Source organism: Parafrigoribacterium mesophilum (assembly GCF_039652555.1).
Lineage (GTDB): Bacteria > Actinomycetota > Actinomycetes > Actinomycetales > Microbacteriaceae > Parafrigoribacterium > Parafrigoribacterium mesophilum.
Window position 1 is genome coordinate 404,142 of the sequence record NZ_JBDJAF010000001.1, and the last position, 22,235, is coordinate 426,376.

At 62.1% G+C, this 22,235-nt stretch carries 24 protein-coding genes; 13 read left to right on the forward strand and 11 right to left on the reverse strand.

Features of this window, described 5'->3' with window-relative positions; translation table 11 throughout:
- Window positions 1–2 precede the first annotated feature (2 nt).
- Genes ABFX56_RS02025 through ABFX56_RS02045 form a run of 5 tightly spaced genes read right to left on the reverse strand, consistent with a single transcriptional unit; the run spans window position 3 to window position 4,794 of the window.
- A complete protein-coding gene (locus tag ABFX56_RS02025) occupies window positions 3–890 on the reverse strand; it encodes a hypothetical protein (protein ID WP_346231608.1) in 888 nt (295 codons plus the stop codon).
- A complete protein-coding gene (locus ABFX56_RS02030) occupies window positions 887–1,765 on the reverse strand; it encodes a type II secretion system F family protein (protein ID WP_346231609.1) in 879 nt (292 codons plus the stop codon). Before ABFX56_RS02030 ends, ABFX56_RS02025 begins: the two co-directional genes overlap by 4 nt.
- Window positions 1,762–3,402 (reverse strand): ATPase, T2SS/T4P/T4SS family, encoded by a 1,641-nt coding sequence (locus ABFX56_RS02035; protein ID WP_346231610.1) that lies wholly within the window; start codon window positions 3,400–3,402, stop codon window positions 1,762–1,764. The genes ABFX56_RS02030 and ABFX56_RS02035 overlap by 4 nt, the downstream gene beginning before the upstream one ends.
- Window positions 3,399–4,238: a hypothetical protein gene (locus ABFX56_RS02040; RefSeq protein WP_346231611.1), complete on the reverse strand. Its 840-nt coding sequence runs from the start codon at window positions 4,236–4,238 to the stop codon at window positions 3,399–3,401. Before ABFX56_RS02040 ends, ABFX56_RS02035 begins: the two co-directional genes overlap by 4 nt.
- Before the next feature lies 1 nt (window position 4,239).
- Entirely contained in the window at window positions 4,240–4,794 is a 555-nt protein-coding gene (locus tag ABFX56_RS02045; RefSeq protein WP_346231612.1) for an SAF domain-containing protein, read from the reverse strand.
- A gap of 588 nt (window positions 4,795–5,382) precedes the next feature.
- On the opposite strand from ABFX56_RS02045, the gene ABFX56_RS02050 reads away from it, so the two are divergent.
- The 3 genes from ABFX56_RS02050 (at window position 5,383) to ABFX56_RS02060 (ending at window position 7,775) form a co-directional block, all read left to right on the forward strand.
- Window positions 5,383–6,186 carry a hypothetical protein gene (locus ABFX56_RS02050; RefSeq protein WP_346231613.1) on the forward strand — a complete coding sequence of 268 codons (804 nt, stop codon included), beginning with the start codon at window positions 5,383–5,385 and terminating at the stop codon, window positions 6,184–6,186.
- Window positions 6,186–7,298, forward strand: a complete 1,113-nt coding sequence (locus ABFX56_RS02055; RefSeq protein WP_346231614.1) for a ParB/RepB/Spo0J family partition protein — start codon at window positions 6,186–6,188, stop codon at window positions 7,296–7,298. The genes ABFX56_RS02050 and ABFX56_RS02055 overlap by 1 nt, the downstream gene beginning before the upstream one ends.
- A gap of 252 nt (window positions 7,299–7,550) precedes the next feature.
- Window positions 7,551–7,775, forward strand: a complete 225-nt coding sequence (locus ABFX56_RS02060) for a DUF2188 domain-containing protein (protein WP_346231615.1) — start codon at window positions 7,551–7,553, stop codon at window positions 7,773–7,775.
- A gap of 535 nt (window positions 7,776–8,310) precedes the next feature.
- Here ABFX56_RS02060 and mobF read toward each other — a convergent pair.
- The gene (gene mobF, locus ABFX56_RS02065) at window positions 8,311–11,853 is read right to left on the reverse strand and encodes a MobF family relaxase (protein WP_346233122.1); all 3,543 of its coding nucleotides are present in this window, start codon (window positions 11,851–11,853) and stop codon (window positions 8,311–8,313) included.
- A 124-nt stretch (window positions 11,854–11,977) separates the two neighbouring features.
- Between mobF and ABFX56_RS02070 the strand changes: the two genes are divergently transcribed.
- From ABFX56_RS02070 to ABFX56_RS02095, 6 genes are all read left to right on the forward strand, one after another.
- The gene (locus ABFX56_RS02070) at window positions 11,978–12,226 is read left to right on the forward strand and encodes a hypothetical protein (protein ID WP_346231617.1); all 249 of its coding nucleotides are present in this window, start codon (window positions 11,978–11,980) and stop codon (window positions 12,224–12,226) included.
- A 363-nt stretch (window positions 12,227–12,589) separates the two neighbouring features.
- Complete coding sequence (locus tag ABFX56_RS02075) at window positions 12,590–13,675, forward strand: ArdC-like ssDNA-binding domain-containing protein (protein WP_346231619.1); 1,086 nt, start codon at window positions 12,590–12,592, stop codon at window positions 13,673–13,675.
- Window positions 13,675–14,547, forward strand: coding sequence for a bifunctional DNA primase/polymerase (locus ABFX56_RS02080; protein WP_346231620.1), 873 nt, complete (start codon window positions 13,675–13,677; stop codon window positions 14,545–14,547). The genes ABFX56_RS02075 and ABFX56_RS02080 overlap by 1 nt, the downstream gene beginning before the upstream one ends.
- Before the next feature lie 165 nt (window positions 14,548–14,712).
- Entirely contained in the window at window positions 14,713–15,564 is an 852-nt protein-coding gene (locus ABFX56_RS02085) for a hypothetical protein (protein ID WP_346231621.1), read from the forward strand.
- Complete coding sequence (locus ABFX56_RS02090; protein ID WP_346231622.1) at window positions 15,557–16,507, forward strand: ParB N-terminal domain-containing protein; 951 nt, start codon at window positions 15,557–15,559, stop codon at window positions 16,505–16,507. Before ABFX56_RS02085 ends, ABFX56_RS02090 begins: the two co-directional genes overlap by 8 nt.
- Before the next feature lie 513 nt (window positions 16,508–17,020).
- Window positions 17,021–17,677: a histidine phosphatase family protein gene (locus ABFX56_RS02095; protein WP_346231623.1), complete on the forward strand. Its 657-nt coding sequence runs from the start codon at window positions 17,021–17,023 to the stop codon at window positions 17,675–17,677.
- Between the two features lie 234 nt (window positions 17,678–17,911).
- On the opposite strand, the gene ABFX56_RS02100 is transcribed toward ABFX56_RS02095, so the two are convergent.
- Window positions 17,912–18,226 carry a hypothetical protein gene (locus ABFX56_RS02100; RefSeq protein WP_346231624.1) on the reverse strand — a complete coding sequence of 105 codons (315 nt, stop codon included), beginning with the start codon at window positions 18,224–18,226 and terminating at the stop codon, window positions 17,912–17,914.
- 117 nt (window positions 18,227–18,343) lie between these two features.
- Here ABFX56_RS02100 and ABFX56_RS02105 point away from each other — a divergent pair, with 117 nt between their 5' ends.
- Both ABFX56_RS02105 and ABFX56_RS02110 read left to right on the forward strand, forming a co-directional pair.
- Complete coding sequence (locus tag ABFX56_RS02105) at window positions 18,344–18,826, forward strand: DUF2975 domain-containing protein (protein ID WP_346231625.1); 483 nt, start codon at window positions 18,344–18,346, stop codon at window positions 18,824–18,826.
- Window positions 18,826–19,047 (forward strand): helix-turn-helix domain-containing protein, encoded by a 222-nt coding sequence (locus ABFX56_RS02110; RefSeq protein WP_346231626.1) that lies wholly within the window; start codon window positions 18,826–18,828, stop codon window positions 19,045–19,047. The genes ABFX56_RS02105 and ABFX56_RS02110 overlap by 1 nt, the downstream gene beginning before the upstream one ends.
- 160 nt (window positions 19,048–19,207) lie before the next feature.
- On the opposite strand, the gene ABFX56_RS02115 is transcribed toward ABFX56_RS02110, so the two are convergent.
- Genes ABFX56_RS02115 through ABFX56_RS02125 form a run of 3 tightly spaced genes read right to left on the reverse strand, consistent with a single transcriptional unit; the run spans window position 19,208 to window position 20,998 of the window.
- Window positions 19,208–19,609, reverse strand: coding sequence for a ubiquitination-like system serine protease family protein (locus ABFX56_RS02115; RefSeq protein ID WP_346231627.1), 402 nt, complete (start codon window positions 19,607–19,609; stop codon window positions 19,208–19,210).
- Window positions 19,606–20,766, reverse strand: a complete 1,161-nt coding sequence (locus ABFX56_RS02120; RefSeq protein ID WP_346231628.1) for a ThiF family adenylyltransferase — start codon at window positions 20,764–20,766, stop codon at window positions 19,606–19,608. Before ABFX56_RS02120 ends, ABFX56_RS02115 begins: the two co-directional genes overlap by 4 nt.
- Entirely contained in the window at window positions 20,741–20,998 is a 258-nt protein-coding gene (locus tag ABFX56_RS02125; RefSeq protein WP_346231629.1) for a multiubiquitin domain-containing protein, read from the reverse strand. The genes ABFX56_RS02120 and ABFX56_RS02125 overlap by 26 nt, the downstream gene beginning before the upstream one ends.
- 103 nt (window positions 20,999–21,101) lie before the next feature.
- Here ABFX56_RS02125 and ABFX56_RS02130 point away from each other — a divergent pair, with 103 nt between their 5' ends.
- A complete protein-coding gene (locus ABFX56_RS02130; RefSeq protein WP_346231630.1) occupies window positions 21,102–21,686 on the forward strand; it encodes a helix-turn-helix domain-containing protein in 585 nt (194 codons plus the stop codon).
- A gap of 65 nt (window positions 21,687–21,751) precedes the next feature.
- Here ABFX56_RS02130 and ABFX56_RS02135 read toward each other — a convergent pair whose 3' ends face one another.
- The gene (locus ABFX56_RS02135; protein ID WP_346231631.1) at window positions 21,752–21,982 is read right to left on the reverse strand and encodes a hypothetical protein; all 231 of its coding nucleotides are present in this window, start codon (window positions 21,980–21,982) and stop codon (window positions 21,752–21,754) included.
- On the opposite strand from ABFX56_RS02135, the gene ABFX56_RS16265 reads away from it, so the two are divergent.
- On the forward strand, window positions 21,941–22,231 hold the full coding sequence (locus ABFX56_RS16265; protein WP_487047306.1) for an ImmA/IrrE family metallo-endopeptidase: 291 nt from the start codon (window positions 21,941–21,943) through the stop codon (window positions 22,229–22,231). The genes ABFX56_RS02135 and ABFX56_RS16265 overlap by 42 nt on opposite strands.
- Window positions 22,232–22,235: the final 4 nt, after the last annotated feature.

The window sequence follows — 22,235 nt, forward strand, 5'->3', positions numbered from 1 at the left end:
GGTTAGAGAGTGACCAGTTGCAGAAGCGTCGGTGTGATGACGATCGCAAGGATCGGGGCGAGCGTGAGCATGACGGGGATATCCATCCGGGAGGTGACCCGTTCGGCCATGGCTGTGTCGTCGGCGGCGAGTTGGGCACGCAGTTTGTCGCATGCTGCCCGGAGTTGGTTCCGCACACCGACGCGCGCTTCGGCCATGCGCATCATGCGAGACATGTCGATCAACGCCGGCACGCCGATCGTGTCGCCGAGTCGTTCCAGAGCGTCCCATTTCGAAGTACGGGTGAGGTCGGCGAGTTGGTATTCCCTGCGGATGCGGCGGAACACCCACGAGTCGGAGACGCTCGCGGCGCTGGTCAGGGCGCTGTCCGCGGTGGTGTTGCCGAGCAGTGCCACTGCGACAAGTTCGAGATACACAGTGACGAACCGGGTGAACTCTCGCTGGGCCTGCCTCGCCCGGGTTCGCACACTGCTGTCGGGAACTGTCCACATGACTGCGGCGAGCACGGGACCTGCGATGAGCGGGAGCGGAAAAAAGAACCCGAGGGCGAGCTGGAAGAATATGGGAATCATCAGTGGGGCGAAGAAACCCAGCGCCGCGTACTGAATTTTCTGCGCATAGAACCTGCTGACCGGAATCTCCAGCAGATCGAGCTGCCTGATCGGTGCTGCGAAACCAGGAAGGTCGGGGGCATGCCCGTGCATCCACTGGCCGACCCGATCTGATAGTTTTCGAGCCGTGGCTTTGCCCACGGATGTCGGACCCACTTCGCCGAGCCGGTCGAGCGCATCACCGGGCAGGATTACGCGCGGCGCTGTTCTCAGCAGGATGAGACCAAGCCCAGCACCAACGAATGCACCGGGCAAGAACGCGATGACGAGCGGATTCACGACTGCCCCTTCCTGCCGATGGCGTCAGTAATGACGATGCGAGGTTCGGGCCTGGTCCTTGCCTGTCGCTTCGCCCAGACGAGCAGGAGCAGGAACACACTGAGGATGATTGTCAGGACTACCTCGCCGACAGGAGTGCTGTAAGCGGCGAGCTGCGGGGTCGCGGAGAACAGCACGATACCGGCCAGGACGAACGCGATGATGCCCGTCATCGTGGCCATGGTGCGGCGCGGTTTGTCGCGCTCGTTGTAGATGACCATGCGTTGTTTAATTTGGGCGGCGAGGTTGTCGGCCAGGCTGCTCAATGCTTGGGTGAGGCCACCGGCGTTGAACTCCGCGGCCTGGATCAGGTAGATCACAACCTCGTCGGTCCATGCGTTGTCCATCTCGTCAGCGAATGCCCGTAGTGCCGCAGCGTTGCCCCATGAACCATTCATCCGGCTGTACATGCGGTCGACCCCAATGCGAATGATGGGTGGCGCGGAGCCACGGCTGGTGCCGATGACCTCTTTGAGAGTGAACGACCCGGTCTCTGCGGTGGAGGCCAGGCTCCGTGCCCACGTCTCCAGTGCGGACAGCAGGTCGCGTTCTCGAGTGTCGGCCTTGCGTAATAGCAGCGGCAACCCGAACGTGGCGACAGGGATCACGACAACGAGCACAATAATTCCGGAAACGGCCGCGGCGACCAGTCCGAGGACAGCGCCCACAACCAACAGGAGCTTCGTGCGCGAACTCACTTGTGCCCATCGCCTGGAGAGCGTCACTCGGCTCGGTCTGTCATGCCTATGCGGTGGTGTCGGCTGGATGGCGACGATGAGCAGCAAGACTCCACCGACAGCGGCGGCGCCGGCAAGTACCGCGAGGAAGGGCATCATTCTGCGCCTGCCCAGAAGCGTTCCGGCTCCAGGCCGACGCGGCGCAACACGTGCTGCAGCTGCGGGCTTGGTTTCTCAGGCTGTGTGTAGAGGCCTCTATCCCAATCCCAGGAGTAGAGCAGGGAGGCCATGGGTAGCTGTTCGTTGGGTCGCGGGATCACCTCCGCGATCTCCGTGACCAGGCGGCGTCGGCTCCCATCGGCGCTATACAGCATGTCGAGGTGCACAACCAGGTCGATGCTGCGCATGATCTGGCGCAGCGGTACGGTATCGTCGCTCAGACTTTGCTCGCTCATCAGAATGTCCGCCAGGCGGTGGATGGCGTCGTCGGCGTTGCGCGCGTGGATCGTCGAGATCGAACCTTTGCCAGCTTGCATAGCCTTGATCGCGATCGGTCCCTCCGCCCCACGTATCTCACCGAAGAGGATGCGCTGAGCCGAAGAACGCAGCGACTCGCGGAAGGCGTCTTCAAGACGATAGGTCACCACGAGATCACTGCCGGCCAGCATCGAAGGGAGGTATTGGAAGTCCTGCACCTGCGCGTGACGTTGCGACTGTTTACCCAGATAGAGCTCGTGTTCGGTCTCGATCGTGACGATCTTCTCCTCCCAGGGGATCGCGGACATCCATGCCCGCAGGAACGTCGTCTTTCCCGCGCTGGCCCAACCGGACACCAACGCGCACAGGTTGGCTCGCGCCGCCGCCGACAGCAGAGCCGCCATTTCGGCAGAGATTGTTCCAAGTTCCACCATGTCGTCGAGCGAGACGTCGATGTGGTTGTGCTTTCGCATGGTGATGTTGGGCAGAGACGTAATCGGCCGGCCGGTCGCAGAGAATCGCGCACCGCCAATGTCAAGGTCAATATGTCCGTTAGGTCGGCTAAACGCACGGCCTCGCCAACTGGTGAGATCTGCGATCTGCCGCTCGAGGTCATCATTGTCGAATGCAATCGGACGACGGTGCTGCTTTCGACCCTCCGAGGTCGTCACCATGACGTTGTCGAACCCGACAACGCTGATGTCTTCGATGTCAGGCTCTCGCAGATATTGCTGGAAGCGGCCGTATCGAAATACCGAATCGAATACCGCCTGTACGTGACGTGCACGCCGCTCGCTCGGCCACTCGTAGTCCGGGCCTTTGTCGACGACAAGATAGTCGGCATGACGATTGACCAGTCGGCGGATCTCGGCATCCACTCGTGCCTCGAATGCGGTTTCTGGGCCCGAAGAAGCGATCGCCACGTCGAAGTCTTGTCTGCTGCGCTCACGGTCAGTAATTAGATTGAGTTGTTTGGTGAGCTGGTCGACAAGGTGCCAGTCGACGTCTCCCGCGTCGTCCCGCTCGCGGACTTCCGCACGGACGAGCACGGGGCGGTTCCGGATTCGTTCGGGCGAGAGAATCGGATCGACTGACACCGGGTCAACGACCGGCACCATGGTTGTCCGATCAGAGCGGTCAGGTAGCGCAGGCGCCGTCTCGGCCAGATGCAAGTCACCGCCTGTGGCGGCGGCGAACAAGTGCGCGGGTCCTGCTTGTTGTAGCGTCCTTGGCGATTTGGATACTGGAGTGATGATCTTGAGGCCGTCGAGGAACGGCCTTGTCTGGATGTCGCCGTCAGGACGGGTTTCGTCTGTCATGACACTGCTTCTTGGTCGAGGTCGCTGCCGGCCTGGGCGTCGATGGTGCTGACCAGTCGGCGGATGGCTTGCCGGTAAAGATTTCTTTGCGGTTTACCGTCGGCGCTACCGAGAGAGAACACTGCCGCGCCGCCGGGATCGAAGGGCAGCTCGCCGAGGACGGGCATGATGTGTTGGACGAATGCGTGACGGGTGATCGCTTCATAGCGAGATTCGATGAGCACCATCCGGTACTTCTCCGCGCGGCCGACGCCCTCTAAACGCCCGGCGAGGTCGGGGAGATCCAAGCGGCGATACACGCGGTTCAGGTCGACCATTGTGCTTGCCGCGAAGGCCATTACCCGATCGGCTCCGTCGAGGATCGGCAGACGGATGTCTTCGCAGGCGATACGGCCAAGATCCACGACGACGTCAAAACCAGATTCACTGAGCGCCCGGAACAGGTGCGGAAACCGAGCCCACATGCCCCGCACCCCATCGACGATGCCAAGTCGGTAGAAGCCCGGCACCACCCACATTCGATGTCCCTCCGGAAGTGCAGGAATAGGTGCCTCGCCGATGCGCGGTAATTCGTGCACGGCAATCGCGAGCCCTCGTTTCGGGTCGACGAGATCCTGCCAGATCAAAACATTGCGGGAATAGGCCACGGCGACTTTATCGAGGCCGCCGCTGTCGGGGCGAAGATTCGAGCGGAAGAACCCGGCCATGGCCGAGGTGGCGTTGGCGATCTCCGCCTCGAATACGATAACTGGGCGTGGCCAGTGCACCGCAACGGCCAACGCCGCAGTGGTCACGCCAGGAGAACCGGCGAAGGAGACAAATGCGAGAACCGTCATCTCATTCTCCAGAGGGCGTCAGGTAGATCGCGACGGCGCCTGCGGCGGCACGACTGGTGAGGTCTGCGGCGATCGTCTGACTGACGTACACGTCGACGATGGTGGTTCCTGATGCCGTGTCACCGGCAGTGTCCGAGACGACGCCGTTCACGGAGTCGGCGGAGGAGGGTGTCGGGATCCCCGCCGCGGCCACCGGCACGATGACGACCTTGTCACCTGCGATAAGAGGCCGCGCAGGCAACTGGGATGCCTTGAGCGACAGTCCCACCAGTGCCTGACCTTCCGGAACGGCAAGGGACCCGGCAAACGAGCGTCCGGTGATCAGGCTGCCCTTGGGTAGGTCGACCGCTGCCACGTTGCCGACCACGTCGGCGGAATCCTTGACAGGCACGCCCTGGTTCGCTTGTCCCTGCCCGACACCGATCGAGCCGAGATCCGTGGCCGTGATGACCTCGCCACGTTGCAGATCGTGGCTGGCCACCAGCACCTGCTCGGTGTGTGACGCCATCGTGTAGATGAATGCACTCCCGACGCCGCCAGCGACAATCAACGTCACAGCACCAGCAAGGTAGATACGAGAACGCCTCGCCCGAACCGGGCGAACCGTCTTTTGCGGGTTCTTCCGTTTGGCCGCCGCTGCCACTGCGGGGACCGCTTCTGTTACGGCCACGGTGTGCGCACTCCCTCCTGAGGACAAGAGCGGCGCAGCACAGAGCGAGCACGAACTCGCAAGCGCGCCGTCGCTCTACCCGTCGATTCGGGTACCGGCAACGTCACCTGCCCGTCGCCGGTCCGCCGAGCCGTTGGTGTAAACGACGCACGTAATCCCCCCAAAGGGGGTACACATCCTCAACAGTGAAACGCTGATCTGTGATTGTCAAGGGCCAAATCTGGGGCAATGTCAACCTCCACAACGAGCCTCCAGGTGAGGTGCGCGCGCGGCGACATCGTTTCTTAGTGCGACGCAAGAACACTCGACCTTTCTGCCAGCCGTGGAATACACGAATACACGTTTCGGCAATCAATAGTGGGACTGGTCGACGCGTCGATACACGCTGCGATACACACGCGGCGAGCAAGGTCGTCCCTGAACAACCTCACGTTTATCCACCGGTTTAGCTGCCCGCCCGCCCGAGGAGTTGCTGTGCCAAATACACGCCCGTTCCGTCCGGAGGAACTTCCGGATTTCGCCGACAGTGAGACGCTGCGCGAGGTCCTTGCCGACCTGACCGCCACCGATACTTGGGCCAAGAGTCCGGTCGCGCGGGAGCTGATGCTGTTCACAATGCGCAAGTATGCACCCGTGACGAAGGGGTGGCATCGCGATCCCGCCGACGCCGCTTACGCGGCATTTCTTGCCTTTCGCTTGCCAACGACACTCGCGGCGGATGACCCATGGGCGGTCGTCACGCAGGCAGTACGCCTGTCAATCGCCGCGGAGGAGCACGCGGACCGGCTGATGACCTCCTCCGATAAAGCCCGCCGCCCAACGAAGCGACCTCCCTCCGAACCGATTCGTGCGGGCGACTATGAAGAGTTTCTCTACGACATCCGTCCGCGAGACGCGTTCTCGGACACGGACGGCATCAACGCAGCCGAGCGTGCCATCCGCTCCGCGTGCGTGTTTTTCGTCGTCAACGGCTGGCCGGCCCGCACGGTCGAAGTCGCGGTCGAGTACATCTGCAACCGCATCACCTCCTTGTCGTCCCACGACTCCGCGATGGACGTCCTCGCCGCCGACACCGCGATGGCCTACCGGCTGGGCTACAGCGACGCAAGGTGGGCGACCCTGCTGCGACTCCTGATAGGGACGAAGGCCACGCGCCGCCGCGACAGCCAGATTGGGATTGTGGCTCGAGTACTTCTCGGCGATACCATTGCCGATCTCCTGCAGGACGATGACATTGTGCGCCGTGCGCGCGATGCAGCGCCGGTCAGGTCAGCGTGATGTCGCGCAATCACCTGATCATCGAACATGCCATCGACGAGATCGTCGTCGGCCACCAATACCGACGCGACCTCGGCGATCTGGATGACCTCACCGAGTCGATCCGTCGGCTCGGTCTGCTCCATCCGGTCGCCGTCACGTCAACCTACGTGTTGATCTCAGGAAACCGACGCCTAGCCGCCTTGCGCAGGCTTGGTCACACAAGCGCTCCTATCTGGATAGTCCCTGACGTGTCCGACCAGCTCACGACGGTGTTGGCGATACAAAATGAAAACACGCTGCAGAAGGCACTCACTCCGATTGAACAGGCTGAGCTCTACGCCGAGCTGAAGACCATTTACGCGGAAGACACGGCCCGCCGCGACGCTGAAACCCGGTTCGGCTCCCCCTCCCGAATTGAGCACATCGCCGGGCTCCAGGCTGACTCGTGCGGGGGTGCCGAGTCGGCACTCCCGCAACGCGACACGACGCAAACATCACTCGGCAGAATCACGCGAGCACGAAGCCGAGCGGCCCGGGCGGTGACTGGCCGCGACTCACGCAGCATGCTGGAACACGTTCTGGAGTTACAAAAGATTGCCGTCGGCGACACGGAGGACTCTCTCGTGCGCGAAGCTGCTGCCGAGGCACTGATCGACCTGAATCAAGACGGCAAGGTCGAAGGTCGCTTCTTGCGGGTGAAACTCGCGCAACACACGACCACTCTTGCCCGCCTCGCCGATGACCGGAACGTGCCGGATGCCGTACGCGCCGCGGCGCACGCCGAGCTCGCTGCGCTTGCCCCGGAAGAATCCTTGAAGACAGCAGTAAGAGTGGCTGCCCTGGCCGCCGAACGCTTATCGGAAGGTTGGAGAGCCGATCTGGCCCAAACGACGCAAGTGGGCTGGTCAGATGCGGACCCGTGTCTACGGCAAAAGCACGAGGTCCGTAGACTCGTCGACCAGCTCCGCCCCGAGCACTGCTGGTGGAGTTCTTTCGACCCGAACGTAATCGGAGAACACGCGACGGATGAGCAATGGGATCTGATCCGCACTGCCGCCGCAAGTTCCAAATCCTTCGTCGACTCCGCCGCACTTGCCCGACAAATGACCGCGGCTGCGGAACCGAAATGAAGAACGTTGAGCGTGCGTAATTTCTACGGCCAACAAGCCTAGATTCAGCTGTGGCGACTGGCGTGACGACAGGCAGTCTGGACAGACCGCGCCGGGCAACGTCGACATCACGGTAGTCAGCGCGCGCAGGCACGGGGTGGATTCGAACGGTAACGGAAACGTGTGTCGGAACTTACTGATGTCAGAGGTGACGACAAAGCTTCAATCAGAGCGAAGATCTTCGCTTACCGCTACAACCCTAAGGAGGTCCCCTTGTCCAAGGGAGACATCTCCACTTACCGCGAGAATGGCGAGTGGAAAAGCAAAGTCGAAGGCAGCACCCGTGCTGCACACGTTGGAGGCAACAAGGCCGAGCAACAAGCGGTCGGTCGTCAGATGGCGGCCGAACGCAAGGTGGAGCACAATATCCGACGGATGGATGGCACCATCGGGGAGAAGAACTCCTATGGCGACGATCCTAAGAGAAGCAAGGGCTAATCAATGTGGACCTCCGTACGCCGCACCCGATGGCAGCGTGCAGAGGTCCAATGGAGAGCTAGCGGACTGGCCCTGCGAACTTTCCTTTCGCGTAGTCGAGCGCGGATAAGGCAAGTTGTACTGGATGGCCCAGAGAATAGAAACTTGAGGCCGTTCCAGGTGAACAGGATCACGAAGAGGTCGAGCCAGCCCGGACCGCCGTCCATGACGGCTTGCGCACAGATGGCCGCAGCTAGAAGGTATGGGGCGGCAACGAGCATCGCAGGGACGCCCCACTTCAAGCCGCGGCGGGTATGGATAAGGTCTAGCAGAACGTTTGTGGGCATGTACCGGCGCAGGAAATAGCGGGTGCGAACGCTTGCGGCCCAGAGTCGGCGGAACATGGTGATCCTCTCTTCGCGCGAATGCTCAAGCGGCAGTGCGTAAAAGAGTGGCTCGATGGCCTGCCCCGAAGGGCCCAATATCAAGGAGGAAGCTGCCTCGCCCCCTACTGTACGACTATGCAGCGACATTGGAAAGAGTCGCCAGTTCGAGCTCAGAGTCGCAGGGCGGGCTGTTTCCTGCGTGCGGCGTAGGATCGGTCGTTTCCTGCCGAGGCACGTGAGAGTGCACGGGCGTACTCGAGGGCAGCCGAAGCCCCGGAGCGGTCCATCCGTTGCGTTCCGTCACCACCGGCTCGCCCAAGTGGATCGCGTGCGGCGATCTGGTAGCGATCACGGAACGCAGCGACCACGCGGAGATTCCGTTCCCACACCATCCTGGCCTTCGCTTCGGCTGGCCGAGGTCCAGCTGCTGTGGCCCACGACGTTTGATCTCGAATTGCGGCATCAGTCAGCGTTTTGGCGCGCTTTTCGATCAAGCTTCTCCGCTCGTTTAACGCTTCGTGCATCTCATCCGTCATGGGTCCGGTCGCTTCGGGGATGAGGCCGACAATCAGTCGGGGGGCCTGCCTGCTTCGAGTGCTACCCGTTCGACGCGTAGTGGCTTTGATCAGTCGGTCGCGGAGAACTGCGGCAATGTCCTTCGCGTCAGCGAACCCGCGCGCACGTGTGAGGCGTGGGAGGAGGGCGTTGACGTCGTAGTGGTTGGCTTCGGCCCGGCGCAGTTCTGCGGTGAGGGGCCCGAAGGCTTCGGAGGTGATAACCGCATCGCTCTGCTCACGGGTGAATCCACACTTCTCGACCAGAGCAGCCCAGCGGTCGTGTTGCGCGGCAGCGGCGATAGTTTCGTATTCGGCAGCGAGCTGGCCGATTCCCGTCCAAGTATCTTGCTCGGCCGCGATCATTTCGTGGGCAGAAGGCTCCGCAGCCGTGTGGTGGAGGACGCCGAACAGGATGGACTGTGCGGTCGCGTCGTCCTGTGGTCGTTGTTGGTGTCCTTCCAGTGCTGCGTTGTCCGTGGCGACGTAGGCGACGTTGGAGTCACGACCACGGGTCATGGCGACGTAGAGCGCTTCCCGGGTCATCGACGCCGCATGCACGATCGCGTGGGCGGTGTCCACGGTGACCCCTTGCGCACGGTAGGTAGTGGTGGCGTACGCGAGTTCCACGTCCTTGGCCACGTATCCGGCCGGCAGCACGATGCTGCCGCCAGCCCGGCGTCCTTCTCGGCGGACGGTCATGGCGCCATCGTCGTTGATGGAGACGACGACCCAGCGGTCGCCGTTCTTCACCCACCCCCTGCGGGCAGTCAGCTCGCGGTTGTTGCGGCGGGTGATGACCACGTCGCCCTTGGCTGCTTCGGTCCCGTCATGGAGTCGAATCGCCCGATCAAGACTTACCTGGCCCGCAACCATAAGATCCAGGCGAGCACGGGTGTTCAGCGCCTTGACCGTTTCGTGGTTCTCGGCGATCATCACGCTCGACTTGCCGGCGGCGAGGTCCGCCCGCCAGGCGTTGTACGCAGCGTCGAGCATCGCGTCGGTCTCACCGTCACGGATGCGGTCCTGATCGATGTAGGTGTCGATGACGTCGGTGTCGCCAATGCGCAGGCGCAGTGACGCGTCCTTCTCCCAGTCGTTGCGGAAGCGGTGCACGTCGATCAATCCGGGTGCGTCGTTGCGATCCCGCACCAGCATTCCAAACGAGCCGCCAGCATCCACCGCATCCAACTGTGCCCAGTCACCGACGAGGAGCACTTTAGCGCCGGCCTCCGCAACGTGGGAGGTGATCTTGTCCAGAGTCATGGTCCCTGCCAGTGATGCTTCATCCACGATCACCAGTGCCCCTTCACGGAGAGTGGCCTTCCCTAAGTCGTGATCGAGCAGCCACTTGGCGGTGTTCTCGCTGCCGATCCCGAGGTCGTCGGCAAGGACTTGCGCAGCCGCCGCAGACGGCGCCAACCCGATGACCGACCCCGGACCATGTTCGTGTTCCCATGCCCGCCGAAGCGCGTTCATCGCGGTGGTCTTCCCGGTGCCGGCCGGGCCAACCAGCACGTCCACAATCCGCCCGGAGGTTGCAACTGCTGCGAGCGCGGCCCTTTGGTCGGCCCCGAGCAATCGGTCTTCGGCATCCGGGCGGCGCGTGACGCGGTCCATTACCTCGATTCCCACCGTCGGAGCGGCAGTGGTATTGGAGCGGACGAGCAGACGATCTTCAGCCGCAAGTAGTTGAAATGAAGAGAACACCACGGAGTGTTTGGGCCGAAACACACTCGTTCCATCCAGACGCTGAAAAGCGACCGGGGAGGCGGCCAACTCCGGCGGCGTCAGCCGCAGTGAAGCGTTCTCAGCGGCATCCACAATCAATCCGAGTACTGCTTCACGATCCTCCGTGCTGGCGAAGCGGGCGCCCATTATCTGCCGAGACGCTTCCGCATAGAGGTTCCAGCGGCGCCACGTCGACCGCTTCTCCCCCACGACTATGACGACGGTCCGTCCAATGTCGGCGAGCATCGCGAGGGGCAGCTCGTCCGCGCGCAGGTCCGGCGGTCTCGAGCTGTTGCCGATCAGTTGAGCCGCCCACATTGGGGCATCCTGGCCGAGCACCTCGGTGGCGCGGATCCGCCACTCCGCGGTCAAGTCAGCCAGAGACTTCACTACTTTCTCCGGTCGGGTCTGCAGTGTTGCTTGCGCCCGGAGTTTGATCACCGTTCTGGAGGACGGCTGCCGTCCGTGCCGCTGCACGAACTCGGCGATCAGCTTGTCCTTCACGGCGTCGATGTCCCGAGACCGAGAGGAGAACTCCTGAATTAGCTGTTCGGGAACACCGATCACTTCCCATATTGGATTGCGATCCCGGCCGCGGTCCCGTCCCTCCCACCCGAGATTGAGCGTTCGGGCCAGGTAGTCGGCCAACAACCCGTTGTAGTGCTCGGATAACGCGACCACGGCGGAGTGCAGCGGACGGCCGTCCAGGGATCGCCATTTCCCGTCGTGCACGGTCTTGACCTTGTTGCTGATCACCACGTGCGTGTGCAATTGCGGATCGGACGCACGGCTGTCGTAGTGGTCGTAGGCAGTTGCGATCAGACCGGTGACCTCGACTTGCGCAACCGCCCCCTCGGTTGAATTAGATCCGGCACGGGTTGCGGCAACCTCGCGCTCCATCAACGCAATCACGTCCATAACCGCCGCGTGATGCGCTTCCACGATTAACGATTGCGTCCTACCATCGGCCACCGCCCACAACGCCGACACCGACTTCGGCACCGAGAAAGTGAAGTCGAACCCTGCTACTGCCCGACGAGATGTTCGAACCGCCTCCTCCGCCTCGATTTCGGAGATCGCCGCGGCACGAGCATCCGGTGTCAGAGACTCGGCGAGATCGGCAATTCGATCCTGAATCCGTTCCTCCGGTCCACGGAACACCGGGTACGCCAAACCCAGCGGGTTGCCCGTTATCGGATCACGTCCCATGCCCACAAGGAGCCGTAATTGGTCCTCGGATACCGCATCGCCAGGTGCAACCTGCCCATCCCCTAACGCTTCAACGCCACTACCAAGCCAAAATCCAGGTGGCGTACCCTTCTGCGCGTAGTAACGCGTCAACGACGTCGCGAGGTCGCGGTCGCCATCGCCAGCCGCGACCGTTTTCAGCAGATACCGATAGCCGTCACCTGCCGACATCACTCGCATCGATACCGTCACCGCACGCCTCCACCCGCAGTCCCCGGCTAATGAGGTACGCAGCGAATCGTCTATCGCGCAATCATCCGGCAACACCGTGCCCTCGGCAGAGGTGAGTGGCAGACTTTGGCCTATGAGTTTCGAGCATTGGTGGTCGAAGGTGAAGCCCACTACACGGGAGTGGCTGATCGAGAACAATGGCGACGCGGTGCCGCCGGAGATCGTTGCCGAGATCACTGCAGCCGGTGGGTCGATCACTTCCGATGCATGGTGGGTTGGCCAGAGCGGGCCGTCCGGCTTTTACATATCTGATGAGGCCGCCGACTGGATTGAGGCGGCAGCGAATGGCGAGACTCCCGACGAGCCGAGTTCGTCGGAGTAGGAAACCGCTTCTTCCGTGATGCGCTTCCGCGTCCCCATATCCACTCCAGATGGGTCCGGCCGAACTACCCCGTCGACGAGGCATCTGACGCACTGATCGCGGGTTCCACCTCGACGTGCAAGACGTGTGGCGGACCGAGAGCGATCTGACGCGGCTGGCAAAAGGGGCGTTCGAGGTGGCACGTGCCGACGATCCCGAGCAGCCAGAGACCGGAGCGGCTAGCCAACGTGCCCGCCCATCGGTGCTCGGTGCATGTCGCGTTCTTCTGTCATGTCCTATTCGCTGTTGGTGGCGGCGCTGTTGTACCTCGTGGTCGTGAGTCCGCCCACTCGAGGTGGGCTCGCCCGAGAGGAGACCGGAGTTATGCCTGCGAATGTCGGGGAAGGTGCTCGAGCTGCACGGGATGTGAAACTCGCTGCCCTGCAGGAGCGGTTGGCTACCGCAGTAGAGACCTTGGTGTCGGGTGACGACTGGGTACGGGCGATTGAATTCGCTGCCCGATTCCGTTCAAGGTCGTTCGGGAACACACTGCTGCTTCGCGCTCAGCATGCGGAGGCGTTCGAGCACGGGCGGGTGCCGGAGCCTTTCCCCACGCTTGTCGCGGGATTCCAGCAGTGGAAAGAACTCGGCCGTTTCGTAATCAAAGGTCAGGCCGGATACATGATTCAAGTGCCACTAACCGCACGATTCGCTGCCACTAACCCGGCCGAAGTCGAGTCGTGGCGGCGGCTTGGGAAGAACGAGAGGCTTCGGCCGGGCGAAGTCGCGCGCTCGAAGATGATTGGCGTCAAGCCGGCCTTCGTGTGGGACGTTTCGCAGACTCGAGGTGATCCGATCCCGGAGCGCCCGCGCCCGAAACTTCTGGCCGGGGATGCTCCGGACGGCCTGTGGAATGGTCTGGCCGCGCAGGTGCGCGCACGGGGATTCCGGCTGGACGCGGCCTCTGATGCACGTGCGTTGGATGGAGCGAACGGCGTCACCGACTACACCAACCGGACGGTGACGGTAAGGGCGGACATGGATGTCGCGGCGCAGGTGAAAACGCTCGCTCACGAGGTTGCGCACATCGCGCTCGGCCACGAAGGCCGCGGAGTAGAGGGACTGCACCGCGGCATCCGTGAGGTGGAAGCCGAGTCGGTCGCGATGATGGTGACTGCCGCGTACGGCATGGACTCGACCGGCTATTCGATCCCGTACGTCGGCGGATGGTCATCCTCGGTTGAAGGCAAGGATGCCGTCGAGGTCGTGCGTTCGACCGGTGAATTGTCACGCAAGGCCGCCCTACTCATCCTGGAGGATCTGCCGGAACCTTCGTTGGGCAATGGCGCACCATCTGGCTTGGAACTTCGACCGCAGTCCGATAGACGTCTTTCCCGCTTAACCAGGCAGGGCTACGAGGCAGACCTTCGTGCTCAGCAGGTACGTCCGCACGAGTCAGTGAGTCTGTAATGGGTAGCCTCGCCGTGTTCGGCCAAGTCCACGATCTCCAATTGTCGGATGCGGCGGTAAGGCTGGCGGAGTCTCTTGTGCCGGTATTTCCGTGCATGCCGGGGGCGAAGCGGCCGTTTACTCGTCACGGATTCTTCGATGCGACGACCGATGTGCGGCAGGTTCGCCGGTGGTGGGATCGATGGCCAAATGCCAATATCGGGATGCCGACCGGCGGTACCGGGTTCAATGTTGTCGACGTCGACCGGCATCCATCCGGATCGGGGTTCGCCCACTTGGAGCGTGCCCGTCGAAAGGGACTGCTCGACGGGTGGGCGTTTATCGTGCGCACTCCCTCCGGTGGCCTGCACTTTTACTACCCCGCGGCACCGAATCGACCACGTAACTCGTGGGGCGTCGCGGACGCGCATGTGGATTTCCGCGGCACCGGGGGCTATGTCGTCACGCCGCCATCCAGGATCGTTACTTCGGCGTCCAACTCTGGCGGATATGAGGTGATCGCCGTTGGCAGGGATCCTCGCTTCGTGGACGGCGACACATTGCGGGCGTTTCTGCGTCCGCCGCCAGCGCCACGGGCAGCGGTCTTAGATGGCACCTCCCTCGAGTTGTCGCGCGGGCGTGGAATCGCTCAGTGGTTGGAGGTTCGACCTGAGGGCTCACGCAATCGAGCGTTGTTCTGGGCCGCATGCCGTTACGCCGAAAACAGTATCCCTGAATACCAGGCGCACGAGTCTCTACGGGACGCTGCCGGGCGTGCAGGACTGCCCGATGCGGAGATCGTGGCGACGATTCGTTCTGCGTATCGCACTGTCCAACCTCCAGCACCGCCGCGCTCACCGTCGAAAGCTATCTACCGTGGACTCGGGCATTGATCGAGCAACTTGCCCAGGAGCAGTCCCGTATTTCAAGGACCAGCACCCTCAAGAACTGCAGATCGGTACGAACGCAGCCATCACACGTCCAGTGGGAGTCATCGGGTGGACAAGGCGGTTCGCCGGTACGGCGTGCGTACCTCCCCTTTGAAGGGGAACACTTTCATGCCAAATACCGCTCCATACGCACACGAAGAGTCTTCCGGGCTGGCGTTCGCCGATCCGGAGGGTCTTCGTGCGCTCTTGTTCCGGCTCCACAATGCTGGGCCCGGTGCGTGGCGTACGGATGCCGAAGCAGCGTCATTGATGCGGTTCGCCGCCGATCGGTACGCGTCGCTGGCTCGCAAGTATGGGTTCGAACCGGCGGATGCAGCGGTGGCCGCCTTCGAAGCGATGTTGAACGAGTCCACTCGCACCGCCCAGGACCCGTGGGCGGTGGTCACTGTCGCAGTGCGGATCACTCTTATTGCCGAGAACCGCGCCCGCGGACTACTCACCTCCACCGAGCGAGCCAGGCGCCCCCAGTATTCGGTATTCCATGATGCCGAACGATTCAGTGACCGAGAGAACGAACTGATCGACTATCACCCCGCACTTCAAACCCCGTCCGCCGCAGACATCCTCGTCACGGATGCCCCGGATGATCAGTCACGGCCGCTGCGTGCTATCGATGACACGGCGACGATTTTGGTGGCACTAGGTTGGCCGGCCGAGATCGCCCGTGCCGGAGTCGAATACGTGTCCTCTCGACTCGCCGATGCCGGAGGCCGCACCGCGGCCTATGAGGTGCTGCGGAGGGATAAGACCGCGCGTGCATTGTTGGACCTGCGACACGATTCCTGGATTGGCCTGTTGCAGGTCGTTCTTGGACACCCAGCCGCTACCACCGTGAACGGCCGGCGTGGGATTCTGGTCCGGTTGCTGATCGGCGACACTATCGCCGACCTGCTGGCCGATTATGACCTGGTTCTGATGGTGGTGCGTGGACGTCCTCATCGGGGTGAGCCGGATGAGTAGGAGCGATGGGCGTATCGAACTGGACCGGTCCATAGACTCGATCCACGTCGGCTATCGGTTCCGGCAGGACATGGGCGATATTGACCAGCTCGCCGCATCCATCCGAAAGCTGGGTCTATTGCAACCGCCCACAATCACCCCGGACGGGACTTTGATCTGCGGCGCCCGGCGACTGGAAGCGGTCAAAGCGCTTGGGCTAAAGCAGGTTAATGTATGGGTAAGGTCGGGCATCTCTAGCCGGCTGCAACTGCTATTGGCGGAGCAGCATGAGAACCTCTTCCGTAAGCCCTTTACCCCGACCGAGGCCGCCGCGCTCTACCGGGAGCTAAAGACTCTGCTGGCCGAGGATGCCGCCCACCGGCAGAATGCGACACAGTTCGGCTCCCACGGCCAAACCCCTGTGATCTCCGGTGGTGCCAACTTGGCACCACCGTCGGATCGGAAGACCCGCGCGCAGGCGGCCCAGTTGGTCACCGGTAACAAGTCCTATACGACGCTGGAGCGCGTCGGCGAAGTGGAGCGCATCGCCGCCGATCCCGAGACCTCGGCGGACCTTCGGGCGGTGGCGGCGGCGGAGCTTGCTGGCATTGATGCGGACGGGAAGGTTTACGGCCACTACCAGAAGGTAAAGGCCGCCCAATCCGCCGGTCGCGACAGCGAACTAGCCGCACTCGCCCGAGACGCGCTGTCCCGTGTGCAGGCGAATGGACAAGTTGGCACGACCAGCCACAAGCGCGGCGCTCCAACAGCAACTGGGCCAGCGAAGCGGTACAGCGTGCGGGCGTTCCTACTGACCTGGACTGAGATGCGGGGCTGGGCCGAACACTACGATCCGGCCGAGATCGGCCGGGTCCTCACCGACGAGCAATGGGTCGACTTCGAAACCACTGTCGAGGCCACGGTCGCCTTCACCGACGCCGCTCGGGCCGCGCGCACCCTCTGACGGGTGTGGTTCTTTCGGCGGTTTTCCCGTTCGCGCTGGCGTCTCTCACGATTTCGAGCTTGTCCGCGATCACACGGCCGGGCTAATAGGGGCCGCCCGAACTGTGTGCCAGCGGAGCGCACCGCCGAAGCCGAAATCTCGGGCTCCTCAATTCAGCGTCGACCGACTTACGTGTCTTCATTCACTGTAGATTGAGACACCCGTCTGGAGCGTTTGACGCCCCGTCATCGGACTTAGTGTCGGGACACCTATACGGCTATCCTCGGATGCCGAAAGGGTCCGATGTCAATGAACGCATAGGAGTGCCCGCACGACGTCCGGCTTGCGGACGTCCGTTGAAAGATCGACTCACGATGCGAACCCCACGACGACATGGCTCGAATAATTCGCGGCGCTACCTATAGTCGAGGTGGGCCTCAGGCGTGGTCGGGTCCAGGTTGGCGTAACCGAAGTATCTTGCAGGCCGTTCCGGACGCTCGGACGCTCGCAGGGTGTCGCGACTACGGTAGCGGTGTGTCCATAAACGATCCGCTGCCCGACTATCCCGCTCCCGACAACCCGTCGGGGAAGCTGGTTCTCTTGCGACACGGGGAGACGGAGTGGTCACAGAAAGGCCGACACACAGGACTTACTGATGTTCCGCTCACTGCCCGAGGGGAGGATCTTGCCCGCGGTGCAGGTCGGTTGGTTGCCGGCTACAACTTTTCGCTCGTCCTGACCTCACCACTACAGCGCGCGCAGCGAACTGCTGAACTGGCAGGCCTGCATGCCGAGATCGATCCGCTTCTCGTCGAGTGGGATTACGGCGGATACGAGGGGCGTACGACTCGCGACATTCGAAGCGAGCTCGGCTACAACTGGAGCGCCTTTACTCACGGCGTGATTCGTGGGCGGACACCAGGTGAGACGGTGGAAGAGGTTGCCGCACGCGCGTCGCGCGTGCTCACGCGAGTGCTTCCTGCGATGGCTGAGGGAGATGTCGCTCTGGTTGCGCATGGCCATTTTCTGCGCATCCTGACAGCCGTATTCCTGCGAATGGCACCACGTTTCGGGGCCCAGATCACCTTGGATGCTGGATCAGTGTCGGTGCTCAGCTTCTACCGCGAGCAGCCGGCGATTCTGTCTTGGAACTACGGACTCGAACTGCCCTTGGTGCCCTCAGAATCCTGAGCCCTTCGTGAGGGATAGGGGATGTTGGCAACCGGCGCGCAATGGCCGATCTCTCAGAACGTACCTCTGCGGGCACCCCTCGAAGTGCACGGTGAAATGCCGTCAGCAGATAGTGCTCGTTAAGGACATCCGGTAAAAGGTGATCCCGACGAGGCTCACCATGTTGTGTCGGTGAATACCGTCCCGCGGAAAGCTAGTTGAGAAAAGAGCTTTGGTACGCGGTCGTGATGCTCGCTATGAGGGCGGTCGCAGCTCGACCTTCCCGTCGAGCACGACGATTTGCTTCTCCGGACACACTGGTCCGGAGACTGCAACCTTCTCGCCCGAAGTGAACTTGACGATTATGTCCCCTGGTGTGCAGCCGGAACCGAGGATACTGGCACCGCCCAATGCGGCTACCGTGATCACTTCGTCGCCCGTTGAGACGGTCACGTCAGTAGAGCTTTCGTTACTGATGTTGAGGTTGCCGGGGCCGCTGCACGCCGTCAAAGTTGCGGTTATCGCCAGAATGATGAGTGTGTCTCTTGCGAGTTCGCTCCAGTGTCGCATCCAACTCGCCTCCAATGGTTGCCTGATCCTGCCGCTTGTGCGCCCGTATGGAGCTCCGTGTTGCGCCTTTGTCCATCATGCATTGACATTCGATAGAAAGCTATTGATACTCGATAGATGGATTTAGATACAGGAAGACCATCGTTGGCGGCGACTGCGGCGACCTGGTTGGCGTTAGGACTTCTCGCCGCCCTCATCCTCGCTGTCGGGGTGGGATTGTTTCCCGTATCCGATTCGATCGCTCGTCAGTTTCCGGAGTTCGCGGACCTGCGCGCTCCACTTCTCACTCTGGCCTTGGCCATCTGTCTGTGCGTCGAAACAATTCTGCTCGCGACGGCCGCTTTGGTTGGCTACATCAGGCGAGATCGAATCTTCGGCAAATCCGCTGCGCAAATGGTAGATCTGCTGGTCATCACTGTCGCTATCGCGACCATCCTGGCGGCATCGATGTTGCCGTTTCTCCCTGGGCCGCCCGCACTCGTGATCGTGGTTGTCGGGAGTGTGTTGGTGGGAATCACTCTCTTTCTCGTTCTCATAGTTTTGCGATCGCTTTTGCGGCGGACGGTTCTGATGCGGACCGAGCTGGACGAGGTGGTGTAGTGGCGATACGAATCCTCATCGACCGCTTATTGGTCGAACGTGGCATGTCAGTCGGAGACTTCGCCACCGCGATCGGCATTACCCCCGCTAACGTCGCTGTGCTCAAGAACGGTCGCGCGCGCGCCGTCCGATTCTCAACCCTCGACTCGATCTGCCGAGTTCTCGGCTGTCAGCCCGGCGACATCCTGACCTGGGACGACGAACACCCCACCGATTCCTAATACTCTTTCGCTGCGTCGCAGAGCGTTCCGTTACGGGCACCCGCTATTGGTCGAAATCGTGTCTCGATAGCATTTTCACGAGCACCCTGCCGCCCGCTGGTGGTCCGGCTTTCGGGCAGCCTGGTTCCACCCGCAAATCGTGCCCGAACGCAGGATGCGGTCAGCCTGAGCAACGCCAGAGTCGCGTCCACCAGTTCCTACGCTGTGCCGGAGGCGTTGTCGGCGCCCGGTGATCGTCGATCGCGCGGCGGTCGGCAGCCTGCGCCTTCGCTGCGTGAACAGCATTTAGTTGATAGCGCCAGTCAACGTCGCCACGGGTGATGAAGTAGTGGGAGTTGCACGGAAGTCCCGTCGAGGCGACGGAGGGCTTGAGAGACACCTCGCCGTCGTAGATGACTCGCCATCGCGCTGGAGACAGCTTGGTTACCACTTCGCGCCCGCAGCCACAGGGGCAGATATGCCCGGCGGTCGAGTAGCTCGTCGAGACATAGAGGACGCCCGGTTCCATTGGTGTCGGGAACGACTCCAGGAAGCGTGCGGCATAGTGATCAATCCTGGTCATACGAGGTCTCCGTTTCGAACCTCGTTCAAGAACAGTTTGTAGACCGTCAAATTCGACGCTTCGTGGGTCGCATGGAACCCGAGGTGCCGCTTCCACCGGATGACAGCGAGGACCGCGTTCAAGGCATTCAGCTCTGCCAGCTGGATGTTGCTGCTGTAGTCGTCCTCGCCCGGCGGGATGGCCGGAGCGGTCGGCAGAGGCGACTCATCCCCAGGGAGGTACGCCGCGACCTTCGCCATACCAGTGAGACCGCCCTCACCTTCTCTGAAACTCATACCGACATCGATGAAGGGCACGCCACGAGCGCGGAGCCACTGCATGATCGCGGGCCGCGCCTCCGCGTCGGCGGCAGCCAGAAATACGAACGTTGCTCCTTCGAGAAGGTGCAGGTTTTCCGCCGTAAGGGCGACGGGGTGTGCCGTGATGCCTGTGTGCATGCGCGCGTACTCGGCAGCGAAGTACTCGGCCTTGTTGGGCTGGGCCTGGACAACCTCTATGGCTGCCGCCCCCGGAGCGCGGTAGGCATTGTGGGTTTCGAATACGTCGCCGTCGATGAGGATGATCCGGTCAACCCAGGTCTTGGCGACTTGATCGAGGATGTAGCTGCCCGTGCCGCCGACACCCACGATCGCGACCGTGTGGCCGCGGAAAAGGGTGTTAAGGGTGATCAACCCAGCACGGGTCGTGTTCGTGTCGGGGTAAACGAGCGGGAGGTCGTCCGGGACGACCTGATAGGACCCTCCCGGCGTGTCGGTGACGGTTGGGTCCATCTGCCATGCGGCGTTGCGCAGGATGTGGGCGTACTGCCGGATCTTCTCGTAGAGACTCGAGTACAGGCCGCCGGGCGGCTTGAATGACATCAGAACTTCGGCGCGCTCCCCCACGCCGAAGTCGTGCGGGTTCGGGCTTCCGAGCACTCCCCCATCTTCGTCGCGTGGTTCCTCGCCGGCGAACCAGATCCGATGGTCGGTCGCGTCGGTGATCACGCCTCCCACGTTGTTTACCGGAAGGACCAGACGGCCGTCACGTCGCAGCCCGGACGGCGCCAGGTACGGAAGACGGCGGATGACAAGGTGTCCGCTTTGGAGGACCATGTCGTAGCCGTCGGCGACGAGCCGGGCGATCGAGTCATCAGGATCGATTGGCGGGTTCGACATCGAAGACCATTCCTTCCTTCACTGCGACGCTCTTACCGGACCGCAGAGCGTGATCCGGGCCGTGTCCGCGGCTGTACTCGACCGTCGTGCCCGCTGGATCGTACGGCTGCCCCGGGAAAGCCAGTTCGACGACCTGCTCGAACGTGATCTTCTTCCCCGCCCAGGGCCGCGCCCGGGTGTTGACGATGATCGTCACCGTCTTGGTCTCCTCTGCGACTGCCTCTGCGTCCATATTGTTGCTCCTCCTTCGCCGCCTCACACGATTCGTTTGAATGTGCGTCTTTCTCGACTCTGACTGTATCACTAAAGCATCAATCTCGATAACCTGAATCACCGTGTCGTGTCACTCCTGCGTCAATTCAGCGGTACTCTCAAGTCATGCAACGGATCGTTTATTTGTCGGCGATGTCGCCGAGGACAGCGTGACTGGCTTTCCCGACGCTTCTGGCGTAGAGCAAATCGACCTCGCCCAATTGGGCGCATTGCTGCGCGAGCGTCGTGGAACCTTGTCGCTCCGGCAGGCCGCTGCCGAGGCGGGTGTTAGCTTCAGCACGTTTACGCGTGTGGAAGCTGGCGCCCAGCCCGACCTAACGTCCTTCACACTGTTGTGCGGCTGGCTGGGGGTGTCGCCCGCCCAGTTCTTCATGCCCGTAGCGCAACGTCAGGTTGCGCCGATTGACGAGGTTATTGCGCACTTGTCGGCCGATCCTCGCCTCGAAGCTGATGCGGCGTCGAAAATCGCAAGCGTGCTGCGAAACATGTACGACGTCCTCGCCAAGGCTCCCACGCAACGGCCCGTGGTTGCCTGCCACCTGAGGGCCGCGTCCGCCCTTCGTCCCGGAGTCCCGCACCGCCTGAACTCGATTCTGGGTGCAATGCACGACAGGCTGGCCGAGCGTGTCGCGGCCGGGGAGCTGTGACGCTTAGGCGCGGGTTTAAGGCAGAAGCTGAACGGGACGCGTCCCGAGTTCGTAAGGAACTTGGGCTAGCCCCACATGATCGCCTCGACCCACGGGATCTTGCGAGGCATCTTGGCATTGCGGTGGTCGACGCTTCCGATCTTGTGGACATCAAAGACCTGGAGGAACTCGAGCGACTCCAAGCCTTCGCGTTCTCCGCTGCGACGTTCGAGATCGAAGGTCGGTCGATTGTCGTCGTCAGTCCGCTCAGGACCATTGGCCGCCAGAACAGCGACATCGCACACGAACTGGCTCACGTCATGCTTCGTCACAACCTTTCCGAAATTCGTGAGGTCGAAGGCATGCCGTTCCGCACGTGCAAACCCGAGGAAGAAGAGGAAGCCACGGCATTCGGTGGAACACTCCTTCTCCCACGTCCACTCCTTCTAACTGCGGCTCGCCGACAGGCAACCGTTGAGGAGATATCGCAACAGTACGAGGTGACCATCGAGATGGCTCGTTTTCGATACAACTCAACTGGGGTAGCGAGGCAGGTTGGTCGCTAGCGCG

Excerpts from the sequence above, each read along its gene's own strand:
- ABFX56_RS02075 (WP_346231619.1), top strand. The coding sequence starts at position 12,590 with ATGCCTGCGAATGTCGGGGAAGGTGCTCGAGCTGCACGGGATGTGAAA.
- ABFX56_RS02120 (WP_346231628.1), bottom strand. The coding sequence starts at position 20,766 with ATGTCGAACCCGCCAATCGATCCTGATGACTCGATCGCCCGGCTCGTC.
- ABFX56_RS02085 (WP_346231621.1), top strand. The coding sequence starts at position 14,713 with ATGCCAAATACCGCTCCATACGCACACGAAGAGTCTTCCGGGCTGGCG.
- ABFX56_RS02035 (WP_346231610.1), bottom strand. The coding sequence starts at position 3,402 with ATGACAGACGAAACCCGTCCTGACGGCGACATCCAGACAAGGCCGTTC.
- ABFX56_RS02040 (WP_346231611.1), bottom strand. The coding sequence starts at position 4,238 with ATGACGGTTCTCGCATTTGTCTCCTTCGCCGGTTCTCCTGGCGTGACC.
- ABFX56_RS02080 (WP_346231620.1), top strand. The coding sequence starts at position 13,675 with ATGGGTAGCCTCGCCGTGTTCGGCCAAGTCCACGATCTCCAATTGTCG.
- ABFX56_RS02105 (WP_346231625.1), top strand. The coding sequence starts at position 18,344 with ATGGATTTAGATACAGGAAGACCATCGTTGGCGGCGACTGCGGCGACC.
- ABFX56_RS02070 (WP_346231617.1), top strand. The coding sequence starts at position 11,978 with ATGAGTTTCGAGCATTGGTGGTCGAAGGTGAAGCCCACTACACGGGAG.
- ABFX56_RS02055 (WP_346231614.1), top strand. The coding sequence starts at position 6,186 with ATGTCGCGCAATCACCTGATCATCGAACATGCCATCGACGAGATCGTC.
- ABFX56_RS02125 (WP_346231629.1), bottom strand. The coding sequence starts at position 20,998 with ATGGACGCAGAGGCAGTCGCAGAGGAGACCAAGACGGTGACGATCATC.
- ABFX56_RS02090 (WP_346231622.1), top strand. The coding sequence starts at position 15,557 with ATGAGTAGGAGCGATGGGCGTATCGAACTGGACCGGTCCATAGACTCG.
- ABFX56_RS02030 (WP_346231609.1), bottom strand. The coding sequence starts at position 1,765 with ATGATGCCCTTCCTCGCGGTACTTGCCGGCGCCGCCGCTGTCGGTGGA.
- ABFX56_RS02100 (WP_346231624.1), bottom strand. The coding sequence starts at position 18,226 with ATGCGACACTGGAGCGAACTCGCAAGAGACACACTCATCATTCTGGCG.
- mobF (WP_346233122.1), bottom strand. The coding sequence starts at position 11,853 with ATGCGAGTGATGTCGGCAGGTGACGGCTATCGGTATCTGCTGAAAACG.
- ABFX56_RS02115 (WP_346231627.1), bottom strand. The coding sequence starts at position 19,609 with ATGACCAGGATTGATCACTATGCCGCACGCTTCCTGGAGTCGTTCCCG.